The organism is Streptomyces genisteinicus, assembly GCF_014489615.1.
GTDB classification, from domain to species: domain Bacteria; phylum Actinomycetota; class Actinomycetes; order Streptomycetales; family Streptomycetaceae; genus Streptomyces; species Streptomyces genisteinicus.
Window position 1 is genome coordinate 161,908 of the sequence record NZ_CP060825.1, and the last position, 18,186, is coordinate 180,093.

Consider the following 18,186-nt stretch of genomic DNA (forward strand, 5'->3'; position numbering starts at 1 on the left):
TGAAGGAGCCCATCGTGCCCGCCGGATCGAACGCCGGACAGCCGCCGCCCCGCGCGGGGCAGGCCAAGCAGGTGCACCTCGCGGTGCAGCTGCCAGGCATCCACAACGTGACCGTCTGGACGGACCCGCGGTCCGAGAGCCAGATCGCCGTCGACTCGTTCGTCCGGCTCGCACGCGCGGCGGAGCGGGGGAAGTTCGACTTCTTCTTCCTGGCCGAGGGACTGCGGCTGCGCGAGCACAAGGGACAGGTGTACGACCTCGACGTGGTCGGGCGGCCCGAGAACCTGACGATGCTCGCCGCGCTCGCCGCCGTGACAACCCGCCTCGGTCTCGCGGCCACCGTGAACACCACGTTCAACGAGCCCTACGAGGTGGCGCGGCGCTTCGCGACGCTGGACCTGCTGAGCGAGGGCCGCACCGCGTGGAACGTGGTCACCAGCTACGACGCCTTCACCGGGGAGAACTTCCGCCGCGGCGGCTACCTCGACGAGGCCGACCGCTACACCCGGGCCGCCGAGTTCCTCGCCACCGCCAAGGAGCTGTGGGCGAGCTGGGGCGAGGACGACCTGGTGGCGGACGCGGCGTCGGGCGAGTTCGTCCGGCCGGGCGCGGGGCGGTTCGCCCACCACGGGGAGCACTTCGACATCTCCGGCCGGTTCGGCACGCCCCGCGGCCCGCAGGGTCACCCGGTGATCATCCAGTCCGGGGAGTCCGACGCCGGACGGGAGTTCGCGGCCCGCGACGCCGACGTCATCTTCAGCAAGTACAGCAGCCTGGAGCAGGCCCGGCCGTTCTACCAGGACGTGAAGCGCCGGCTGGCCGCCTACGGCCGGACGCACGACGATCTGAAGATCCTGCCGACCGCCACGGCCGTGGTCGCCGACACCGACGAGGAGGCGCGGGCCTACGCCGACGAGATCACCCGTGAGCAGGTGAGCCCGCAGACCGCGATCGCGCATCTGGAGGGCGTCTGGGGCCGGGACCTGTCCGCGTACGACCCGGACGGACCGCTGCCGGACGTCGACCCGGAGCCGGAGTCCCTGATCCTCAAGGGCCATTCGGTCTTCCGCAAGGGCCGCGAGGAGACCGCGCGGCAGTGGCGCGAGATCGCCGGGGAGCGCGGACTGAGCATCCGTGAGCTGATGATCGAGGTGCACGGCGGCCAGACCTTCGTCGGCAGCCCGCGGACGGTCGCCGACCGCATCGACCACTTCGTGCAGTCGGACGGTGCCGACGGCTTCATCCTGGTGCCCCATCTGACGCCCGACGGCCTGGACGAGGTGGTGGACCGCGTGGTTCCGCTGCTCCAGGAGAAGGGCGTGTACCGCGAGGACTACACGGGGCCCACGCTCCGCGACCACCTGGGCCTCGGCCTGCCGAAGGAGACTCCGTGACCGGCACACCGTTCCATCTCGCCGTCGCCCTGGACGGGGCGGGCTGGCACCCCGGCGCCTGGCGGGCCGCGGGCGCCCGGCCCGGTGAGCTGTTCTCCGCGGGCTACTGGACGGACCTGGTGACCGAGGCCGAGCGCGGACTGCTCGACTTCGTGACCCTGGAGGACACCCTGGCCCCGCAGTCCGAACCGTTCCACCGCCCGGACGACCGCACCGACCGCGTGCGGGGCACCGTGGACGCGGTGCTGCTGGCGGCCCGGCTCGCACCGGTGACCCGGCGCATCGGGCTGGTGCCGACGGCGAACGTCACGCACACCGAGCCGTTCCACGTGGGCATCGGCATCGCCACCCTGGACCACGCCTCGGAGGGCAGAGCCGGCTGGCGTCCGCAGATAGCCTCACGTGCCTCGGACGCCGCGCTCTTCGGCCGCCGCACCACACCGCAGCTCACCGACGACGACATCCGCGACCCGGAGGCGATCGCCCGGCGGCTGCGTCCGCTGTTCGCGGAGGCGGCCGACGCGGTGGAGGTGGCGCGCCGGCTGTGGGACAGCTGGGAGGACGACGCGGAGATACGCGACGCGGCGACGGGCCGCTTCATCGACCGCGACAAGCTCCACCACATCGACTTCGAGGGCCCGCACTTCCGGGTGCGCGGCCCCTCGATCGTTCCGCGCTCACCGCAGGGGCAGCCGGTGGTGGCGAGCCTCGCGCACGCCTCGGTCCCGTACGCGTTCGCGGCGGCGGCGTCCGACGTCGTGTTCCTCACCCCGCGGGACAGGGCGGGCGTCGCCCGGATCCTCGCCGAGGTGGACGAGGCGGTCGAGGCCGCCGGCAGGGACCTGGCCGCACGGCCGCTGCTGCGGTTCGCGGACCTCGTCGTCGTGCTCGGCGACACCGCGGCGGCAGCGGCGGAGCGCGGGGCCCGGCTGGACGACCTGGCCGGCGCCCCGCTCGCCTCCGACGCCGCGGTGTTCACCGGCACCCCGGCCGGACTGGCCGACCTGCTGGAGGACTGGCGCGCCGAAGGGCTCGACGGCTTCCGTCTCCGCCCGGCGGCCCTCCCCCACGACCTGTCGGCCGTCACCGGCACGCTGGTGCCGGAGCTCCAGCGGCGCGGGGTCTTCCGGACGGAGTACACCTCCACCACGCTCCGCGGTCACCTGGGACTCGCCCGCCCGGCGAGCCGCTACGCGGTGCCCGCCGCGGGCTGACGGGGGCGGGTGCCGGAGCCGGCCGGGGCTCCGGCATCCCGCCGGCGCGCGGGCTCAGGGGGTGTCGGCGGACCAGTCGTACCGGCCCGGATCGCCAGGGCGGGGCTCGTACACGGCCCGGCCGCCCGCGCCGAAGGCTCCGAGCTCGGTGGGCAGGACGGCGGCCGCGCCCGCGTCGCCCGGGGCACGGCCGGTGATGTCGAGCAGCAGCCCGTCCAGCGGCCCGCCGACCAGTTCCGCGTAGACGCGCCCCGGCCGCGGGCCGGGGCGCGGATCGTCGTGGTCCGTGCCGTAGACCCGTCCCCGCAGCAGTTCCTCGTCCCGGTCCCTGTCCATGGGTCCACCCTGACACCTGCCACTGACAACGAGTGCGCGGGAGCGGGTCCCCGGGGTGCGGCAGGCGTCGCGGGCGGGTGGGCCCGGGACGCCTGCCGCACCGTGCCGGCGCGGGGTCCGTCAGGGCAGGGTCCAGCGCTGGTTGGGTCCGGTGTGGCAGGTCCACAGGTGGACCCGGGTGCCGTCGTTCCAGGTCGAGCCCTCCGCGTCCAGACACTTGCCCGACTGCGGATTGCGCAGCGAACCGTCCGCCTGCGCCGCCCACTTCTGGGCACCCGTCCCGTTGCACGTCCACCACTGCACCTTCGTGCCGTCCGCCGAACCGCCGCCGCTCACATCGAGGCAGCCGCCCAGCGCACGCACCGAACCGTCACCCGGCACCTCCCACCGCTGCGCCGCCGTCCCGTTGCACGACCACAACCGCACCTGCGCACCCTCGACGCCCGAACCGCCCGCCACGTCCAGGCACTTGCCGTTCACCCCCGTCACCGCCGACGACACCGGCGGCGCACCGGTGGCGCGGAGGCGGATGTCGCGGAAGGAGACGGTGTCGCCGTCGCCGTGGTTCTGGAGGCCGATGTGGCCCTGGCGCAGGCTGCGGGCGGGGTCGGTGTTGGTGAAGTCGTTGATCCGGGTGCCGTTGAGGAAGACCTCCAGACGTTCGCCGGTGACCCTGATCTCGTAGGTGTTCCACTCGCCGGGCGGGTTGAGCGCCGTGTCGCGGGCCGCGGTGTCGGCGGACCGGAATCCGTAGACCGCGCCGGTGGTGCGGTCCGGGGAGTCGGTGGCGTCGATCTGGATCTCGTAGCCGTTGTTCACGGCCGACCAGGGGTCGTCGGACGCGGGGAAGCCGACGAAGACGCCGGAGTTGTCGTCGCCCTCGGCGCGCCAGTCCAGTTTGAGGGACCAGTCGCCGGTCAGTTCGCGCCCCGCGTACCAGAGCAGTCCGAGACCGCCTTGCGAGGTGAGGGTGGAGTCGGCGAGCGAGAACGAGCCGGGGCCCGCCTGCCGCCAGCCGGCCGTGCCGCTCTCGAAGAGCGGTTCGTAGCCGTTCTCCGGGCGGCAGTCGGCACGGGTCATGCCGGCGGCCCAGCGGATGCCGCCGAGGACGTGGCGGCGGAAGGCGGGCTCGGAGTACGACTCGTCGGTGTGGCCGCCGCCGGTGTAGAAGGCCCGGCCGCCCTCGTACTCCTTGCACCAGGCGATCGGGTGGTCGCCGGACATGGAGCCGCCGGTGTAGCTGGACTCGTCGAGCGAGGCGAGCACATGGGCCGTCGTCCGGGGGTTGGTGCGGTAGTTGTACCACTCGTCGAAGCGCTGCCAGGTGGTGCCGAGGTGGGCGGTGGCGTCGTGGGCGCGGTTCTCGACCTCGACGGTGGCGGTCTGGTTGTGCGGGTGGGAGTGGAAGAGGGCGCCCGCGAGTCCGGCGTAGAAGGGCCAGTCGTACTCGGTGTCGGCGGCGGCGTGCACACCGACGTAGCCGCCGCCGGCGCGGATGTACTGCTCGAACGCGGTCTGCTGGGTGCCGTCGAGGACGTCGCCGGTGGTGGAGAGGAAGACGACGGCCCGGTAGCGGGCCAGGTTGGCGGTGGTGAACGCGGTGGGGTCCTCGGTGGCGTCGACGGTGAAGTTGTTGGCGCCGCCCAGTTCTCGCAGGGCGGCCAGTCCGTCGTCGATGGAGGAGTGGCGGAAGCCCGCCGTACGGGAGAAGGCCAGGACCCGGTAGGCGGGGTCGGCCGCGGCGGCCGCGGCAGGCGCCGTGGCCGGAGCGGGGTCGGGGGCCGGGGGCGCCGCGGACGCCGTGGCGGGCAGCGTGGCTCCCGCGCAGAGCAGGGCCGCGGCGCCGAGCCAGGCGCCCGCGCGGGCCAGGGGACGCCGGGGACGAACGGCTCGGGGCGTCGTCGCGCCCGGCGCGGTGGCGGGGGGTGCGGTACGTCGGGCGAGGTGTCGTGCCAGGTGGTGTGTGAGGTGTCGCATCGTGTGTCGCCTCCTTCCTGCTACGGCAGGATCCATCGCTGGTTGGGTCCGGTGTGGCAGGTCCACAGGTGGACCCGGGTGCCGTCGTTCCAGGTCGAGCCCTCCGCGTCCAGGCACTTGCCCGACTGCGGATTGCGCAGCGAACCGTCCGCCTGCGCCGCCCACTTCTGGGCACCCGTCCCGTTGCACGTCCACCACTGCACCTTCGTGCCGTCCGCCGAACCGCCGCCGCTCACATCGAGACAGCCGCCCAGCGCACGCACCGAACCGTCACCCGGCACCTCCCACCGCTGCGCCGCCGTCCCGTTGCACGACCACAACCGCACCTGCGCACCCTCGACGGCCGAACCGCCCGCCACGTCCAGGCACTTGCCGTTCACCCCCGTCACCGCCGACGACACCGGCGGCGCGCCGGAGAGGGTGAACCGGAAGTCGTCGAGGTCGAAGAGCGATCCGGCGCCGCCCTTGAAGACGAGGTGGAGCGAGGTGGTGCCGGCGGGCCGGTCGGTGAGCGGGGTGCTCACGTCCTGGAAGGTCTCCCAGCCGCCGGTCACCGGGACGGCGACCGTGCCCATCAGGGTGCCGGTGGGCGACCCGGCGCGTATCTCGATGGTGCCGCCTGCTCCGCCGGAGGACACCCGCGCGGTGAAGCGGGTGGCGTTGCCGAGGACGTAGGGGCTGAAGGAGATCCAGTCGCCGTTGTCGATGTAGCCGACCGTGCGGCCGCCGTGCGCGGTCGCGTGCGAGGCCACCTGGACGCCGGAGGAGTCGCCGAAGTGCTCGCCCTGGCGGTGGGTGGGCTGGCTGATGTGCTGGTCGTGGGTGGTGAGCGGGGGCTGTCCGCCCGCTCCCTGGTCCGTGTACTCCGCGTCCCACACGCCGAAGATGTTGGCGTTGGGGTCGTGTTCGCCGTCCGCGATGGTCTGCACGGTTCCCGAGCAGCCGGTGGCGGAGGTCTGCGGGTGGCCGTGGCTGTCGTGGCCGATGATGAAGGTGACCTTGACCTTGGCGCAGTCGATGGCGGCGTCCTCGGGGTCGGTGACCGTCACCCTGAACGGCACCGCCGCTCCGGGGTCGATGATGCTTCCGTCCGCGGGGAGTTCGAGCCGGACGGTCGGCGCGGTGTTGCCGACGGTGATCTGGACCGAGGCGCCGGCCTGCTTGCCGGTGGAGTCGGTGACGGTCAGTTCGGCGGTGTAGCGGCCGTTGGCGGTGTAGGTGTGGGTCGGGTTCGCGCTGGTGGAGGTCGCGCCGTCGCCGAAGCGCCAGGCGTGGCGCAGGGTGTCCCCGTCGGGGTCCGCGGAGCCGGCGGAGGAGAAGGCGACGGTGAGCGGCGCCTTGCCCGAGGTGCGGTCGGCGGCGGCCTGGGCGACGGGCGAGCGGCCGTCCGTGATGTGCTCGATGCGGTAGAGGGCGGAGTTCTCGTCGCCGCTGAAGTAGCCGGTGCCGTAGTCGAGGACGTACAGGGCGCCGTCCGGGCCGAAGGCCATGTCCATCACCTGGGTGCCGGTCCAGGGGAAGGGGCTGATGGACTGGATGGTGCCGGAGCCGTCCTGGGCGACGCGGCGGATCCACTTCCGGCCGAACTCCCCGGCGAAGAAGTGGCCGTCGTAGCTCTGGGGGAACTTGACGGCCGAGGCCGAACCGGCGTCGTAGCGGTAGACGGGTCCGGCCATGGGCGACTCGGAACCGCCGCCGAACTCGGGCACCGAGTCGCCGTCGTAGGGCAGCCAGGCGGGCTGCGCGGGCGGCAGGTCGGTCAGGCCCGTGTTGCGCGGCGAGGTGTTGCGGGGCGCCGCGCAGTTGTAGCGGGCGCCGGAGGCGCCGGTGGCGAAGTCGTGGTCGTTGTAGGCGTCGTTGTCGCCGGTGCAGTAGGGCCAGCCGAAGTTGCCCGCCTTGGTGATGCGGTTGAACTCGACCTGTCCGGCCGGTCCGCGGGTGGCGCTCGCCGTGCCGGCGTCGGGGCCGTAGTCGCCGAGGTAGACGGTGCCGGTCTGCTTGTCGACGCTCATCCGGAAGGGGTTGCGGAAGCCCATGGCGTAGATCTCCGGGCGGGTCCTCGCCGTGCCCGGGGCGAAGAGGTTGCCCGCGGGCACCGTGTAGGAGCCGTCGGCGGCGACCTTGATGCGCAGCACCTTGCCGCGCAGGTCGTTGGTGTTGCCGCTGGAGCGCTGGGCGTCGAAGGCCGGGTTGCGCGAGGCGCGTTCGTCGAGCGGCGAGTAGCCGTCGGAGGCGAAGGGGTTGGTGTCGTCGCCGGTGCTCAGGTAGAGGTTCCCCTGGGCGTCGAAGTCGATGTCCCCTCCGACGTGGCAGCAGATGCCGCGGGAGGCGGGGACGTCGAGGACGGTCTTCTCGGTGGCGGTGTCCAGGGTGCCGTCGGTGCGCAGGGTGAAGCGGGAGAGCCGGTTGACGCCGTCGAAGGGGGCGAAGTCGGCCGCGGTGCCGTCACCGGGCGCGTCGCCGCCGGGGGTGGCGAGCTTGGGCGCGTAGTACAGGTACACGTGCCGGTTGGTGGTGAAGCCGGGGTCCACGCCGATGCCCTGGAGGCCCTCCTCGTCGTGGCTGTACACGTCGAGGCGGCCGGAGACCTTGGTGGTCCCGGCGGCGTCGGTGAGCCTGAGGGTGCCGTCGCGGGAGGTGTGCAGGACGGAGCGGTCGGGCAGGACGGCCATGGTCATGGGCTCGCCGGTCTCGGCGACGCCCTTGGCGAGGGTGACCTGCTGGAACTCCTCGGCGGCGGGGGCGGGGGCCGCCGCCGATGCCGAGGGGAGGGCGGGTGCCAGCAGGGCGGTGAGGAGTGCCAGGGCGGTGGCCCCGGCGGCTCTGCGGGCACGCGGGGATCTGTGGCGCACGGAAGTCTCCCAGGGGTGGGGGGTGCCGACGGGTCCACTGCGGATCCGCCGGGGAGAACTCGGGCGTGCGCCGTCACGCCGATGCGGGCCCGACGACGGTCAACGCGCCTGGCCCGCTTGGAAGTTAGCGCGCCGGAGCGCGCGGCGTAAGACCTTCGACACGGGAATCACCAACTTCTTCCATCGTCAGGACAAAGGTTTTCGGACACCCTGCGGCGGCGGACGCCGGCCGGGCAGCCGGGCGGCGCCCGACCGGCCCCGAACGCACCGACCGGCGCACCCGCCCCGGGGCGGTCGGCGACCGGAGGCGCGCGAACGGGCCCGGACGGCCGGCGCGGAGGAAGGGCGAGCGGCGGCCTGAAGGGCACGGCCGGGAGGGGACGGGGCGCGGTCAGGGAGCGGTCAGCGGTGGGCTCGTGGGGCCGGCGCCCCGCCGGGCGAGGCACGGCGCGCTGCACCGGGGGCGGGGGCGGCGTCGGGGGCAGGGGCAGGGGCGGAGTCGGGGGCGGGGGCGGCTCGGAAGGTGCGCCGGTACGTGTCCGGAGGCACGCCAACGGTGCGGTGGAAGTGACGGCGCAGCGTCGTGGCGGTGCCCATGCCGGTGGCCGTCGCGACGGCTTCCACGCTCTGCCCGGTGGTCTCCAGCAGCTCCTGCGCGCGGCGGATGCGCTGGGTCAGCAGCCACTGCAGGGGCGTGGTGCCGGTGGCGGCCCGGAAGTGCCGGCCGAGCGTGCGGGAGCTCATCTGGGCGCGGCGCGCGAGGTCCTCGACGCTCAGCGGCTGGTCGAGGCGGGCGAGCACCCAGGGGAGGAGCGCCGTCAGCGGGTGGGACTCGCGTGCGGGGACCGGGGTGGTGACGAACTGGGCCTGGCCGCCCGCCCGGTGGGGCGGGACCACCAGTCGGCGGGCGGCCGCGTTGGCGACCGACGAGCCGTGGTCGAGGCGGACCAGGTGGAGGCACAGGTCGAGCGCGGCGGCCTTCCCGGCCGAGGTGAGCACGGTGCCGTTGTCGACGTAGAGCACGTCCGGGTCGACCGTCACCCGGGGGTGACGGGCCGCCAGGACGTCGGTGTGGGCCCAGTGGGTGGTCGCCCGCAGGCCGTCGAGGAGACCTGCCGCGGCGAGGACGAACGCTCCGGTGCACAACGACGCCACCCGCGCGCCCGCCTGGTGGGCCGCGCGCACCGCGTCGACCAGCTCGGCCGGCGGGGGCCGGTCGACGTCGGCCCAGCCGGGCACGATCACGGTGTCCGCCTCCCGGAGCCGGTCCAGACCCGCGTCGGGTTCCAGGCCGAAGCGTCCGGCGCGCACGGCGCCCGGCCCGCACAGGACGACGTCGTACCAGGGCACGTCCACACCTGCCGGAGCCGCGCCGAACACCTCGTACGCCGCGGCCAGTTCGAAGTGGAGCATCCCGTCGGTGAGGGCCAGCGCGAGAACGGTCATGTCCGGAACTGTACGCGTCCTGTCGTTCCGGACACTCACGGGGTGCCGCCCCGCCCGGCCACGATGGTCACGACGGACCGGCGCGGCAGACGCGCCGGGTACGACAGGCGCGGCACGTACGCCGCGTACGGCCACGGACGGCCGGTCCACCCGACGGAAAGAGGAGCAGGTCATGGGCAGCACGCAGCAGACGGTCGCGGTGTTCGGGGCGTACGGGCACACCGGGCGGTTCGTGGTGGCGGAACTCCTGGACCGCGGATTCCGCCCGCTGCTGTCCGGCCGCGACGCGGACAGGCTGAAGGAGCTCGCGGAGGCCACCGGCGCGCAGCCGGACACCGTCCGGCCCGCCTCCGTCGACGACCCCGCCTCGCTGGACGCCGCCCTCACCGGCGCCGCGGCCGTCGTCAACTGCGCGGGCCCCTTCGCCACGACGGCGGCGCCGCTGATCGAGGCGGCACTGCGCGCGGGGATCCCCTACGTCGACGTGGCGGCCGAGATCGAGGCCAACGCGGACACGTTCGCGCACTTCGACGAGCGGGCCCGCGCGGCGGGTGTGGTGGTGGTGCCCGCGATGGCGTTCTTCGGCGGCCTCGGCGACCTGCTGGCGACGGCCGCCATGGGCGACTGGACGACCGCCGACGAGGTGCACGTCGCCTACGGTCTGAGCAGCTGGCACCCGACGGCGGGGACGCGGTCGGCGGGCGCGGTCTCCCGCGAGCGCCGCGGCGGCCGGGGGGTCCGCTGGACGGGCGGACGTCTCGAGTACGGGGACGCGGCCCCCGCGACCCGGGAGTGGACGTTCCCCGGCGAGGACACGCGCACCCTGCGCGAGATGACCATGGCCGATGTGGTGACCCTCCCCCGCCATCTCGACGTCCCGGAGGTGCGCACCTGGATGACCGCCGAGGCCGTCGGCGACCTGTCGGCCCCCGGCACCCCGGCGCCCGTGGCGGCCGACGAACGGGGGCGTTCGGCGCAGACGTTCACCGTGGACGTCGTGGTGCGGCGCGGCGGTGCCGAGCGGCGGGCGGTGGCGAGCGGCCGGGACATCTACGCGGTCAGCGCGCCGCTGGCGGTGGAGGCCGTGACACGTGTCCTCGCGGGCGGGGCCGGGGCGGCGGGCGTCCGCACCGCCGGGGAGCTCTTCGACGCCCCCGCCTTCCTCGGCGCGCTCTCCGCGCACCTGGACACGGACCTGGCAGGCGGCGGCGCGGGCGGGGTGTGACAGGGTCGCCGTATGACGACACCACCGGACGGACTGCCCGTCTACCGCGTCCTGACCGGCCCGGACGACTCGGCGTTCTGCCACCGGGTGAGCGAGGCACTGGAGCTGGGCTACCGGCTCCACGAGGGGCCGGCGGTCACCTTCGACGGGCAGCGGGTGATCGTGGCCCAGGCCGTCGTGTGGTCCGGACGGACATCCGGGTGAACCGCCCGGGCCGTCGTCGGTCCCCGGCGGAAATCCGGATGCCCCGTCCGGGCCGCGGCGCTACCCTCGGCGGCATGAACGTCACCGGCCCGCGCACCACCGCGACCGCGCGAGCGACCAGCTCGCCGGCCGCCGCCGTCTGACGTACCCCTCCCCACCGGCGACCGGAAACGGTCCGCCGGTGGGTCCGTGGCCTCCTCGCCCGGTCCCGGTGCCCCGGACCGTTGTCCGGCGCCCGACCGCTGTGACGCGAAGGAGCCACCATGGACACCGAGACCGTCGTCCGCACGTTCACGTCGTACTACCAGGAGCGCGGCCACGCCCTGATCGAGGGCTCGACCCTGGTGCGGCCGCCGGGCGACCCGGTGCTGTTCACCACGTCGGGCATGCACCCGCTCACCGAGTACCTGACGGGGCGCCCGCATCCGCTCGGCACCCGGCTGGCCGGTGTGCAGCGGTGTCTGCGCACGACCGACCTGGAGGAGGTCGGCGACCCGACCCATCTCACCGTCTTCGAGATGCTCGGGAGCTGGTCGCTCGGCGACTACGAGGGGCCGGTGAGTCTGCGCTGGGCCCACGGGCTGCTCACCGAGGGCTTCGGCGTCCCGCACCGGCTGCTGCACGCCACGGTGTTCGGCGGGGACGGGCAGGCCGGCCCGGACAACGCCTCGCGGGAGCTCTGGGAGGAACTCGGTGTGCCGGTGGAACACACCACCGGGGACAACTGGTGGGACAACGGGCCGACCGGCCCGTGCGGGCCCGATTCGGAGATCTTCCTCTGGACGGGCGACGGCCCGCCGGAGTCCACTCCCACCGGGGACGACCGCTGGGTGGAGGTGTGGAACCACGTGATGATGCGTCACCGGCGGCTCGACGACGGCTCGCTGGAGCCGCTGCCCCTGCGCAGCATCGACACCGGGCTCGGTCTGGAACGCCTGGCCGCCGTGCTCCAGGGCCGCGCCTCCGTCTTCGAGTGCGATGTGTTCGCCCCCTGGCTCCGGGAGGTGCCCGTGCTGTGGCCGGGCCTGGACGTGCCGTCGCTGCGGCTGGTCTGCGACCATCTGCGGTCGGCCGTGGTGATGACCGCCGACGGGGTGCGCCCGGCCGCCACCGGGCGCGGCTACGTGCTGCGCCGGCTGGTGCGGCGGGTGCTCACGGTGCTCTGGCGGGACGATCCCTCGCGCGGCCTCGGCGAGCTGCCGACGGTGCTCGTGGAGCACACTCTGGACCGCTTCCGGCAGGGCGGGGGGCCCGAGGAGGTGCGCCGGATGCTGGACGACGAGGAGCGGCGCTTCCGGCGGCTGCTGGAGCGCGGCCGGCAGGTGCTGGCCCGTCCGCGCTTCCGGGGCCCGCTGGACGAGGAGGACCTGCGCTACCTCCACGACACCCACGGGCTCCCGCGCGACCTGGTGCGCGACCTCCGGCAGGGCTGACGCGGCGGACGCCGGCACCGGGGTGCGCCCCGGTGCCGGCACCCGGGCCCATCCTGCGCGTACGGGGCGCACGGCCCTTCCGGCACACTCACCGCACTCACCGCACTCACCGCACTCACCGCACTCACCGCACTCACGGCGCTCACGGCGCTCACGGCGGGAGTGTGGAGCGGCGGACGACCAGTTCGGGCTGGAGCACGACCCGGCGGGGCCGGGCCGGCGCCCGCCCGGCCCCGCCGGACGCCTCGGTCTCCTCCAGGAGCAGGTCCGCGGCCATCGAGCCCATGGAGAAGGCGGGCTGGCGGACCGAGGTGAGGGGGACGGCGGCGGCTGCCGCGAACTCGATGTCGTCGTAGCCGACGATGGCGATGTCGTCGGGGACGCGGACACCGACGGCGACCATCGACTGGAGCACTCCGAGGGCGAGCAGGTCGTTGGCGCAGAACACGGCGGTCGGACGGTCGGCGAGACCGAGGAGCCGCGCGCCCGCGTCGCGGCCCGCGGCCACGTCGAGCCGTGCGGCGGGCAGTTCGTGGAGCCGGTCCGTGCCGAGCCCCGCCTCGGCGAAGGCGTGGAACGCGCCGGTGCGCCGGTCCCGGACCTGCTGGAGTACGGGCGGGCCGCTCACGTAGGCGACGGACCGGTGACCGGCCCGGATCAGATGGCGCACCGCCATGGCGCCGCCCGCGACGTCGTCGACGGAGACGGACGACTCGGTGGTGCCGTCGGCCACCCGGTCGACCAGCACGAAGGGGATGCCGTGGCGGCGGAACGCCCGGATCGTGCGGCCGGTGGAGTCCGCGGGGGTGATCAGCACGCCCCTGACCCGCTGCTCGGCGAAGAGCGCGAGGTACTCGGCCTCCTCCGAGGGGTCCTGAGCGCTGTTGCACACCATCACACCGAGCCCGGCCCGGCGCGCGGCCCGCTCCGCACCACGGGCGACGTCGACGAAGAAGGGGTTGCCCATGTCGAGGACGAGCATGCCCATGATGCGGCTGCGTCCCGCGCGCAGCTGCCTCGCGGACTCGCTGCGGACGTAGCCGAGCCGCTGGATCGCGCCCTGCACCCGCGCCCGGGTCTCGGCCGTGACCGTGTCCGGACGGTTGATGACGTTCGAGACCGTGCCCACGGAGACTCCGGCGGCACGTGCGACGTCCTTGATGCTGACCGACGGGGACATCGGCGCCTTTCCTCCAGGTACTGACGGCCCGCGCGGTCCGCCGCCCGCCCGCCCGTCCGGCCCCGCCGCTCGGACGGAACCGGACGGGACCGGACGGGCGGACGGGACCGGACGGGCGGTCGCGGGGTGCCGCGGCTCAGAAGTCGAACGAGTCGATGTTCTTCGCGTCGAACACGGTCGGCTTGCCCAGGTTGATCACGCCGTCCTTGCCGATGGTGTACTCCGTGCCGCCGGCGGTGAACGTCTCGCCCTCCCGGCCGGTGATCTGGCCCGACGCCAGCGCCACCGCGGTCCGCGCGGCCAGGTCGCCCAGCGCGGCCGGGTCCCAGAGCTCGAACGCCTCGACGGTGCCGTTCTTGACGTAGGTGCGCATGTCGTTGGGCGTGCCCAGGCCGGTGAGCTTGACCTTGCCCTTGTACTTGGAGCCCGAGAGGTACTGTGCGGCGGCCTTGATGCCGACGGTGGTCGGGGAGATGATCCCCTTCAGGTCCGGGTACTCCTGGAGCAGGCCCTGGGTCTGCTGGAAGGACTGCTGGGCGTCGTCGTTGCCGTACGCGACCTTGACGAGCTCGATGTCCTTGTACTTCGGGTCCTCGAGTTCCTTCTTCATGAACTCGATCCAGGTGTTCTGGTTGGTCGCGGTCTGCGCGGCCGACAGGATCGCGATCTTCCCCTTGAAGCCGATCTGCTCCGCGAGCAGCTGCACCTCGGTGCGGCCCAGGTCCTCAGCCGATGCCTGGGAGACGAAGGCGTGCCGGCAGTCGGCCCGGGTGTCGGAGTCGTAGGTGACGACCTTGATGCCGTTGCCCATGGCCTGCTTCAGCGCCGTGCACAGCGCGCCCGGGTCCTGCGCCGACACGGCCATGGCGTCGACCTGCTGCTGGGTGAGCGTGTTGACGTAGGAGACCTGGCCGGAGGTGTCGGTGCCGCTGGACGGGCCGACCTCCTTGAAGGACGAGCCGAGTTCCTCGAGCGCCTTCTGGCCGCCCTTGTCCGCGGTGGTGAAGTACGGGTTGTTGACCTGCTTGGGCAGGAAGCCGACGGTGAGGCCCTTCTTGGTCTCGGCGTCCGGGTCGGCCTTGCCGGCCGCGGCGGCCGCGCCGCCCTCCTTCCGCACGTCCTCCTTCGTGGTGCCGCCGCATGCGGTGACGGCGAGGGCGAGCGAGGTGACGGCGGCGAGCGCCGCGCAGGAACGGCGGAGGCTTCTCTTGCGCATGACGGGGCTCCTCGGTGAGGGTGGGGTGTGCGGTGGGGGAGGTGCGGGGGTGTGCGGGACGGGCGTGGGGTGCCCGGTGGGGTGGTGCGCGGCGCCGTCAGGTGGACGTGGGCGCCCGGGCCGGGGCCGGTGGTTTCCCGGACGCGGCTCTGCGGCCGGCACGGGCGGCCGAGACCTGCCGCGCGACGCGCGGCCCGAGGACGGACAGGACGAGGAGGATGCCGGTGACGACGATCTGGGACTGGGCGGAGACGTCCTTCAGGCTCATCACGTTCTGGAGCGCGCCGAGCAGGAAGACGCCCGCGATCGCGCCGCCGAGGGTGCCCTTGCCGCCGTCGAAGTCGATGCCGCCGAGCAGCACGGCGGCGACGACGGACAGTTCGAGGCCGGTGGCGTTGTCGTAGCGGGCGCTGGCGTAGTGCAGGGCCCAGAACACACCGGTGAGGGAGGCCGTCATGCCGGTCACGGTGAACAGCAGCAGCTTCTGCCGCCGCACCCTGATGCCGGCAAACCGCGCGGCCTCCTCGTTCGCGCCGACGGCGAAGAGCGAGCGGCCGAAGGGGGTGGCGTGCAGGGTGACGACGGCGATGGCGAGCAGCGCCAGGAAGGGCAGGAAGGCCTGCGGGAGGAAGGTGTCGCCGACCCGGCCGGCGGCGAAGTCCAGGTACTGCGAGGGGAAGTCGGTCACCGCGTCGGAACCGAGGACGATCTGCGCGATGCCCCGGTAGGCGGCGAGGGTGCCGATGGTGACGGCGAGCGAGGGCAGGCCGAGCCGGGTGACGAGGAGGCCGTTGACCAGGCCGCACACCACGCCGAGCAGCAGGCAGATCGGGATGATCGCCTCGATGGTCATGCCCTGGTTCCACAGCGCGCCCATCACCGCGCCCGACAGACCGGCCGTGGAGGCGACGGAGAGGTCGATCTCGCCGGAGACCACCAGCAGGGTCATGGGCAGCGCGATGAGCGCGATCGGCAGGGTGTTGCCGATCAGGAACGACAGGTTGAGCGCGTTGCCGAAGCCGTCGACGAAGCCGAAGGACAGCAGGAGCAGGACGATCAGGAGGGCGCCGACGACCGTGTCCCACCGGATGGCGCGGGTCAGGGACTCAGGCATGGCGGGTGTCCTCCTTCTGCGGGAGCCGCGGGAGTTCGACGTGTGCCGGCTTCTTCTTGAGGGCCGTGGCGACGCGCTGCGCGACGATCCGGTCGACGGCGATGGCGAGCAGGAGCAGCACGCCGTTGATGGCGAGCACCCATACGGAGCTGACACCCAGGGCGGGCAGGACGCTGTTGATCGAGGTCAGCAGGAGCGCGCCGAGGGCGGCGCCGTAGACGCTGCCGGAGCCGCCGGTGAAGACGACGCCGCCGACGACGACCGCGCTGACGACGGTGAGTTCGTAGCCGTTGCCGGTGCCCGAGTCGACGTTGCCGAACCGGGCGAGGTACAGGACGCCGGCGAGTCCGGCGAGCGCGCCGCAGAAGGTGTAGGCGGCGAGGATGCGCTTGCGGACGGGGATGCCGGCGAGCCGGGCGGCCTCCGGGTTCGAGCCCAGGGCGTACAGCTCCCGGCCGCTCACGAAGTGCTTCATGTAGTACGCGGTGGCCACCAGGACGCCCAGCGCGATCATCGCGAGCCAGGGCACGGCCGAGATGCCGCCGGAGCCGAAGTCGACGAAGCCGCCGGGGAGATCGGCCGCGGTGATCTGGCGGGAGCCGACCCAGATGGAGTCGATGCCGCGGATGATGTAGAGCGTGCCGAGGGTCACCACCAGGGCGGGCACCTGGCCGAGGCTGACGAGCAGCCCGTTGAGGAGACCGAAGCCGGTGCCCATCAGCACGGCGAGCAGCACGGCGACGACGGGGTGCCCGCCGCCCTGGAGCCAGGTGCCGGCGGCGAAGGCGCTGATGCCGAGGGTGGAGCCGACCGAGAGGTCGACGTTGCGGGTGATGACGACCAGCGACTGGCCGACGGCGACCAGCACCAGGATGGTGGCGTTCAGCAGCAGGTCCTTGACGCCCTGCTCGGAGAGGAACGCGCTGTTGCCGGCCTGGGTGACGCCGAGCATCACCAGGAAGACGAGCAGGATGGCGAGTTCACGCATCGTGAAGACGCGGTCGGCCAGCCGGGTCCCGCCGGACTTGGGCGCCTCGGCGAGGGGCGGTCGTGCGGGGGCGGAGACCGTCATGCGGCGGCCCTCCCGGTGGCTGCGGCCATCACGGTCTCCTCGGTGGCGTCGGACCGTGGGATCTCGGCGGTGAGGCGGCCCTCGTGCATCACCAGCACGCGGTCGGCCATGCCGAGGATCTCGGGCAGGTCGGAGGAGATCATCAGGACGGCGACCCCGTCGGCGGCGAGCTGCGACAGCAGGCGGTGCACCTCGGCCTTGGTGCCGACGTCGATGCCGCGGGTGGGCTCGTCGACGATCAGCACCTCGGGGCCGGTGGCGAGCCACTTGGCGAGGACGACCTTCTGCTGGTTGCCGCCGGAGAGCGTGGAGACGGCGTCGGCGATCCGGGCGTACTTGACGTGGAGTCTGACCGCCCAGTCGAGCGAGCGGCTGCGCTCGGCGCCGCGGTCCACCAGCCCGGCCCTGACCGTGGTGCGCAGCCCGGTGAGGCCGATGTTGCGCTCGATGGACATGTCCATCACCAGGCCCTGGGCCCGCCGGTCCTCCGGCACGAGGGCGAGTCCGGCCGCCATGGCCGTGGAGGGGGCGCCGTTGGTCAGGGCGCGGCCCTTGACCTCGACCTCGCCCGCGTCCCGGCGGTCGATGCCGAAGACGGCGCGGGCGACCTCGGTGCGTCCGGCGCCGACCAGCCCGGCGAGGCCGACGATCTCCCCGCTGCGCACCTCGAACGAGACGTCGGTGAAGACGCCCTCCCGGGTGAGGCGGCGCACGCTCAGGGCGACCTCGCCCGGCACCACGTCCTGCTTGGGGTAGAGCTCGTCGAGGTCGCGGCCGACCATGCGGCGGACCAGGTCGTCCTCGGTCATGCCGGCCAGGGGCTCGGAGGCGATCCGGGCGCCGTCGCGCAGGGTGGTCACCTTCTGGCAGATCGCGAAGATCTCCTCCAGGCGGTGGGAGATGAAGAGGACGGCGGCGCCCTGTTCCCGCAGGGCGCGGACGACACCGAAGAGGCGGGCGACCTCGCTGCCGGTGAGCGCCGCGGTCGGTTCGTCCATGATCAGGACTCGGGCGTCGAACGAGAGCGCCTTGGCGATCTCGACGATCTGCTGGTCGGCGATGGACAGTCCGCGCGCCGGACGCTCCGGGTCGAGCGCGACACCGAGGCGCTCCATCAGTGCGGCGGTGGCCTCGCGGGTGGCGCGGTGGTCGATGCGGCCGAGTCCCCGCCGGGGCTGCCGGCCGATGAAGATGTTCTCCGCGATCGACAGGTCGGGGAAGAGGGTGGGTTCCTGGTAGATGACGGCGATGCCGGCGTCCCGGGCGTCGCCGGGGCCGTGGAAGACGACGGGCCCGCCGTCGAGCAGCACCTGGCCGGCGTCCGGCCGGTGCACCCCGGCCAGCGTCTTGATCAGCGTCGACTTGCCCGCGCCGTTCTCGCCGGCGAGGGCGTGCACCTCGCCGGGGAACAGTTCCAGGGACACGCCTTTGAGGGCGCGTACGGCGCCGAAGGACTTGGCGACGTCCTCCAGCGCCAGCACCGGCGCGGGTCCCGGACGGGACGGGTGACTCATGGGGACTCC

At 73.5% G+C, this 18,186-nt stretch carries 14 protein-coding genes; 5 read left to right on the forward strand and 9 right to left on the reverse strand.

Translation table 11 applies throughout. The annotated features are described in order from the left end of the window. Positions 1–14 precede the first annotated feature (14 nt). Complete coding sequence (locus tag IAG43_RS00760; protein WP_246574012.1) at positions 15–1,394, forward strand: NtaA/DmoA family FMN-dependent monooxygenase; 1,380 nt, start codon at positions 15–17, stop codon at positions 1,392–1,394. Beyond that, entirely contained in the window at positions 1,391–2,608 is a 1,218-nt protein-coding gene (locus IAG43_RS00765; protein WP_187738802.1) for an LLM class flavin-dependent oxidoreductase, read from the forward strand. The genes IAG43_RS00760 and IAG43_RS00765 overlap by 4 nt, the downstream gene beginning before the upstream one ends. 54 nt (positions 2,609–2,662) lie before the next feature. Here the strand turns inward: IAG43_RS00765 and IAG43_RS00770 are convergent, their stop codons facing one another. The 4 genes from IAG43_RS00770 to IAG43_RS00785 all read right to left on the reverse strand — a co-directional run bounded on the left by IAG43_RS00770 (position 2,663) and on the right by IAG43_RS00785 (position 9,219). Then, a complete protein-coding gene (locus IAG43_RS00770; RefSeq protein ID WP_187738803.1) occupies positions 2,663–2,944 on the reverse strand; it encodes a hypothetical protein in 282 nt (93 codons plus the stop codon). A gap of 120 nt (positions 2,945–3,064) precedes the next feature. Next, complete coding sequence (locus IAG43_RS00775) at positions 3,065–4,921, reverse strand: ThuA domain-containing protein (RefSeq protein WP_246574013.1); 1,857 nt, start codon at positions 4,919–4,921, stop codon at positions 3,065–3,067. A gap of 20 nt (positions 4,922–4,941) precedes the next feature. Then, positions 4,942–7,773: a PQQ-dependent sugar dehydrogenase gene (locus IAG43_RS00780; protein WP_187738804.1), complete on the reverse strand. Its 2,832-nt coding sequence runs from the start codon at positions 7,771–7,773 to the stop codon at positions 4,942–4,944. A 402-nt stretch (positions 7,774–8,175) separates the two neighbouring features. Next, a complete protein-coding gene (locus tag IAG43_RS00785; protein ID WP_187738805.1) occupies positions 8,176–9,219 on the reverse strand; it encodes a helix-turn-helix domain-containing protein in 1,044 nt (347 codons plus the stop codon). Between the two features lie 172 nt (positions 9,220–9,391). Between IAG43_RS00785 and IAG43_RS00790 the strand changes: the two genes are divergently transcribed. The 3 genes from IAG43_RS00790 to IAG43_RS00800 all read left to right on the forward strand — a co-directional run bounded on the left by IAG43_RS00790 (position 9,392) and on the right by IAG43_RS00800 (position 12,081). Continuing rightward, positions 9,392–10,444 (forward strand): saccharopine dehydrogenase family protein, encoded by a 1,053-nt coding sequence (locus IAG43_RS00790; protein ID WP_187738806.1) that lies wholly within the window; start codon positions 9,392–9,394, stop codon positions 10,442–10,444. Positions 10,445–10,456: 12 nt separating this feature from the next. Next, positions 10,457–10,648 (forward strand): DUF1737 domain-containing protein, encoded by a 192-nt coding sequence (locus tag IAG43_RS00795; protein WP_187738807.1) that lies wholly within the window; start codon positions 10,457–10,459, stop codon positions 10,646–10,648. A 263-nt stretch (positions 10,649–10,911) separates the two neighbouring features. After that, positions 10,912–12,081 carry an alanine--tRNA ligase-related protein gene (locus IAG43_RS00800; RefSeq protein ID WP_187738808.1) on the forward strand — a complete coding sequence of 390 codons (1,170 nt, stop codon included), beginning with the start codon at positions 10,912–10,914 and terminating at the stop codon, positions 12,079–12,081. Between the two features lie 151 nt (positions 12,082–12,232). Here the strand turns inward: IAG43_RS00800 and IAG43_RS00805 are convergent, their stop codons facing one another. The 5 genes from IAG43_RS00805 to IAG43_RS00825 form a co-directional block, all read right to left on the reverse strand. Then, positions 12,233–13,261 (reverse strand): LacI family DNA-binding transcriptional regulator, encoded by a 1,029-nt coding sequence (locus IAG43_RS00805; RefSeq protein ID WP_187738809.1) that lies wholly within the window; start codon positions 13,259–13,261, stop codon positions 12,233–12,235. 136 nt (positions 13,262–13,397) lie between these two features. Further along, entirely contained in the window at positions 13,398–14,477 is a 1,080-nt protein-coding gene (gene rhaS, locus IAG43_RS00810; RefSeq protein ID WP_187738810.1) for a rhamnose ABC transporter substrate-binding protein, read from the reverse strand. Between the two features lie 97 nt (positions 14,478–14,574). Next, entirely contained in the window at positions 14,575–15,591 is a 1,017-nt protein-coding gene (locus IAG43_RS00815) for an ABC transporter permease (protein ID WP_187738811.1), read from the reverse strand. After that, entirely contained in the window at positions 15,584–16,663 is a 1,080-nt protein-coding gene (locus tag IAG43_RS00820) for an ABC transporter permease (RefSeq protein ID WP_187738812.1), read from the reverse strand. The genes IAG43_RS00815 and IAG43_RS00820 overlap by 8 nt, the downstream gene beginning before the upstream one ends. Continuing rightward, positions 16,660–18,177, reverse strand: a complete 1,518-nt coding sequence (locus IAG43_RS00825) for a sugar ABC transporter ATP-binding protein (RefSeq protein ID WP_187738813.1) — start codon at positions 18,175–18,177, stop codon at positions 16,660–16,662. The genes IAG43_RS00820 and IAG43_RS00825 overlap by 4 nt, the downstream gene beginning before the upstream one ends. Positions 18,178–18,186: the final 9 nt, after the last annotated feature.

What these genes read in the sequence shown, in the direction of transcription:
- IAG43_RS00770 (WP_187738803.1), bottom strand. Translation starts at nt 2,944, where the DNA reads ATGGACAGGGACCGGGACGAGGAACTGCTGCGGGGACGGGTCTACGGC.
- IAG43_RS00775 (WP_246574013.1), bottom strand. Translation starts at nt 4,921, where the DNA reads ATGCGACACCTCACACACCACCTGGCACGACACCTCGCCCGACGTACC.
- IAG43_RS00785 (WP_187738805.1), bottom strand. Translation starts at nt 9,219, where the DNA reads ATGACCGTTCTCGCGCTGGCCCTCACCGACGGGATGCTCCACTTCGAA.
- IAG43_RS00790 (WP_187738806.1), top strand. Translation starts at nt 9,392, where the DNA reads ATGGGCAGCACGCAGCAGACGGTCGCGGTGTTCGGGGCGTACGGGCAC.
- IAG43_RS00795 (WP_187738807.1), top strand. Translation starts at nt 10,457, where the DNA reads ATGACGACACCACCGGACGGACTGCCCGTCTACCGCGTCCTGACCGGC.
- IAG43_RS00800 (WP_187738808.1), top strand. Translation starts at nt 10,912, where the DNA reads ATGGACACCGAGACCGTCGTCCGCACGTTCACGTCGTACTACCAGGAG.
- IAG43_RS00805 (WP_187738809.1), bottom strand. Translation starts at nt 13,261, where the DNA reads ATGTCCCCGTCGGTCAGCATCAAGGACGTCGCACGTGCCGCCGGAGTC.
- rhaS (WP_187738810.1), bottom strand. Translation starts at nt 14,477, where the DNA reads ATGCGCAAGAGAAGCCTCCGCCGTTCCTGCGCGGCGCTCGCCGCCGTC.
- IAG43_RS00815 (WP_187738811.1), bottom strand. Translation starts at nt 15,591, where the DNA reads ATGCCTGAGTCCCTGACCCGCGCCATCCGGTGGGACACGGTCGTCGGC.
- IAG43_RS00820 (WP_187738812.1), bottom strand. Translation starts at nt 16,663, where the DNA reads ATGACGGTCTCCGCCCCCGCACGACCGCCCCTCGCCGAGGCGCCCAAG.
- IAG43_RS00825 (WP_187738813.1), bottom strand. Translation starts at nt 18,177, where the DNA reads ATGAGTCACCCGTCCCGTCCGGGACCCGCGCCGGTGCTGGCGCTGGAG.